This window comes from Bifidobacterium sp. POST2/T3 (B1), from assembly GCF_058197115.1.
In genome coordinates, this window is the sequence record NZ_JBVPQK010000336.1 from 1 (window position 1) to 2871 (window position 2871).

General features: G+C 58.1%; 3 protein-coding genes and 1 pseudogene. 2 read left to right on the top strand and 2 right to left on the bottom strand.

The annotated features are described in order from the left end of the window. Positions 1–125, bottom strand: a pseudogene (locus AC0AP0_RS11240) (ROK family protein); the annotation flags it as partial. Positions 126–297: 172 nt separating this feature from the next. Between AC0AP0_RS11240 and AC0AP0_RS11245 the strand changes: the two are divergent. Together AC0AP0_RS11245 and AC0AP0_RS11250 are read left to right on the top strand one after the other, a co-directional pair. Then, on the top strand, positions 298–1077 hold the full coding sequence (locus tag AC0AP0_RS11245) for a nitroreductase family protein (RefSeq protein ID WP_445341711.1): 780 nt from the start codon (positions 298–300) through the stop codon (positions 1075–1077). A gap of 52 nt (positions 1078–1129) precedes the next feature. Then, complete coding sequence (locus AC0AP0_RS11250) at positions 1130–1903, top strand: histidine phosphatase family protein (protein WP_445341712.1); 774 nt, start codon at positions 1130–1132, stop codon at positions 1901–1903. A gap of 12 nt (positions 1904–1915) precedes the next feature. Here the strand turns inward: AC0AP0_RS11250 and AC0AP0_RS11255 are convergent. Next, on the bottom strand, positions 1916–2871 hold a 956-nt coding region (locus AC0AP0_RS11255; protein WP_490430528.1), incomplete at its 5' end, for a glycosyltransferase.

Sequence of the window (2871 nt, forward strand, 5' to 3'; positions counted from 1 at the left end):
GAATGCTCAGGAGTCAGAATCTTCTTGCGGGGCTCTGCAAAATCTCCGATCGTCAGGTCAACAGGGGCAGCCTTAATGCCGGATCCACCGATATCCACTCCGAAAGCCTGCGCTGTTTCAATCATTACTGCTCCTTAGCTGATCAAAGATGAGGGTCCGAACCGGCACGGTAGCGATTGTACCCCAAGCCATGCCTCTGCAACCCGTAGGAGCGACATAAACCGGACTAGGGCTGACCCTTCCGCCTGCCTTGTGCTACAAACTGCAGAAAGAAGAATCGGGTGAGATAATGAGGCTATGACCGAACATACACAGCTCATTGACGCAGTCAACGTGCGCATCACCACCAGAGAATACGATCCCAAGCCCATCGATCCCGACCTAGCAAGGCAGCTGGGCAGCACCTTGAATGCTCTGAATACGCTCAGCGGTCTGGACATGCAACTGGTCCTAGGCAAGCCGGACGCCTTCACTGCCGACAATGCCTCCGGCCACCTGGCCAATGCGGCCAACTACCTTGCCCTGGTCGGACCCAAGGATGATCAGGAGAGCCTGGAAAAAGCCGGCTTTTATGGCGAGCGCATGGTTCTTGCCGCCACCCTGTACGGACTGGGGACAGGATGGGTGTCAGGCAGCTGGGACCGTCAGGCAGCAGAGCGCCACTGCCGGATCACTCCCAGCCAGTCGCTCTATCTGGTGGTCACTATCGGCTATCCGGCCGACCAGGTCGGCTACGGCAATCAGGACTTCGACAAGCTTTGCCAACGTCAGAGCGAGCATCGAACCTCTAAGAGCTATGAGGAGCTGACTTCTTCCATGAGCGTGCAGGACCGCCAGGAGGCTCCAGAATGGTTCAAGGCCGGCGTGGCTGCCGCCGCCAAGGCGCCTTCGGCCATGAACGGACAGCCCGTGGTTTTTGCCTGGGACAAGAACACGGGCGATGCGATCGCCACTCTGGACCCCTCGGTCGCCTATGGCTCCGCAGTGGATCTGGGCATAGCCAAAATGAATTTCCAGATCGGATCCGGCGGCGGCACATGGACTTGGGGCGATGGAGGCCGTTTCATCAGGCCCTGACCGCGACTGTATTCCAGTGCCCCGGCAAGGGGACCGTGTAGGGTGATGAACTATGAACAATGGAGCATCATCATCTCAGTCAACCGCCGAACCGAGCACTGAAGCAGGTTCGACAACCCTTTACCTGACCCGGCACGGCAGAACGACGGCCAATGTCATGCATCTGATGCAGGGCTGGTCTGATTTTCCGCTCACCCAGCAAGGCCGCGAGGACGTGCGCCAGTTCGGTCTGGGTCTGCGGCCCATTCGCTTCCGGGCAGCCTGGAGTGGCAATCTGAGTCGTCAGTATGAAACGGCCCGCCTGGCCCTTGATATGTCCGGCAATGGAGACCTGCGCGTGGGGGTGGACCCTGACCTGCGCGAGGACAATTTCGGAAGTTTCGAGGGCCGGGACGAACGCACTACTCTGGACCAAGTCTGCGCAGCCATGGGGTTCGAGAATTTCGCTGCGGCCAAGTCAACCTACGGCAGGAACATCTCCGTCCATATGCAGGACACCTTCCACCGGCTGGACGCCCAGGACGTCCTGTCCGCCGGACTGGAAGAACAGGACCGGGCTGAGACCACCGCCCAGGTCCGCAGCAGAATGATCGCAGTATTGACGCGCATCGCCCAATCTGCCATCGAAGAGGGCGGCGGGCCTGTCCTGGTGGTCTCCTCCGGCATGTGCCTGCAACAGTTCCTGGTGGCCATTGACGATCACTGCCCCATCCCTGACATGGACAACACCGCCGTCACAAAGGTCGTCTACCAAGACGACGGCTTTCACCTGGCAGGACCTATCGGTTCCATGGAGTACTTCCAGGCAGGAAGTCAAGAAAAGTAGCAGTCAGACCGTTCAGGCGCGCTGCATTTCCCCGGCTGGTTGGCCTCTGAGGGGCTCCATGGGCCTCCAGTCGGGATCATGCAATATTTGGCGCGAATCCACCCAACCCTTCAGGATGGCAGGAATACCAGTCATGATGTGACTGCGATCAACAGCCAGAAGGCGAATGACTTCCTTGAGAGCTGTTGCCAGGGTCCCCAGGGCAAAAGCCAGGGGTCGATAGTCCCCATGAACCATGAAATACCTGGCCATAAAGCCCCGGTTGCGCATAATGTGATAACGGTTCATATCCGATGTGGAATTGAGCTGGCGCACACCAGCGATATTCCAATTAGCGATGTTGCGAGTCCGACGCATGACTATATCGGAGACGACCACAGGCTGTGTGACCTTGGATGCCAAATACCCATAGATGGTGTCATCCCAATAGATGAAGAAACGTGGGTCAGGCAGACCGATTTGCTCCACAACCTGCCGGGAGAAGAAACCACCTTCAAAACACATGGTGTTCATAGGCCGACATCCTGATGGTCCGAACTCCCCCGGTGCTATCGGGTCTGGAATGCCCAAAGCGGTCAGAAAATGATACTGCCAATAGAAGGGGCCACCATCATAATCCAGCCGGGAACCCTGCACCACCTGATAGCGTTCACTCCACTTAGCCAGCAGGTCAAGTCCTTCGGGCTCTACTGCAACGTCATCATCCATGACCCAGAACCACTTGGCCCCCAGCTCGTATGCCTTGCGCACGCCAGCGGAGAAGCCTCCCGCGCCACCGCCATTGTGATCCTGTGGCAGATAAACGACACGATCCTGATTGCCGGAGCCGTCGATGATGGTCCTGCCCCAACGTCCTGTCACACGTTCTGAGAACTGCTCGACCATGGTTCGCGTGTCTGCCGAATTCTCGTTATCCACCACCACGATCCGCCAGGGGGCCTGGGTGAGCTGGAGGATGGAGTCGAACA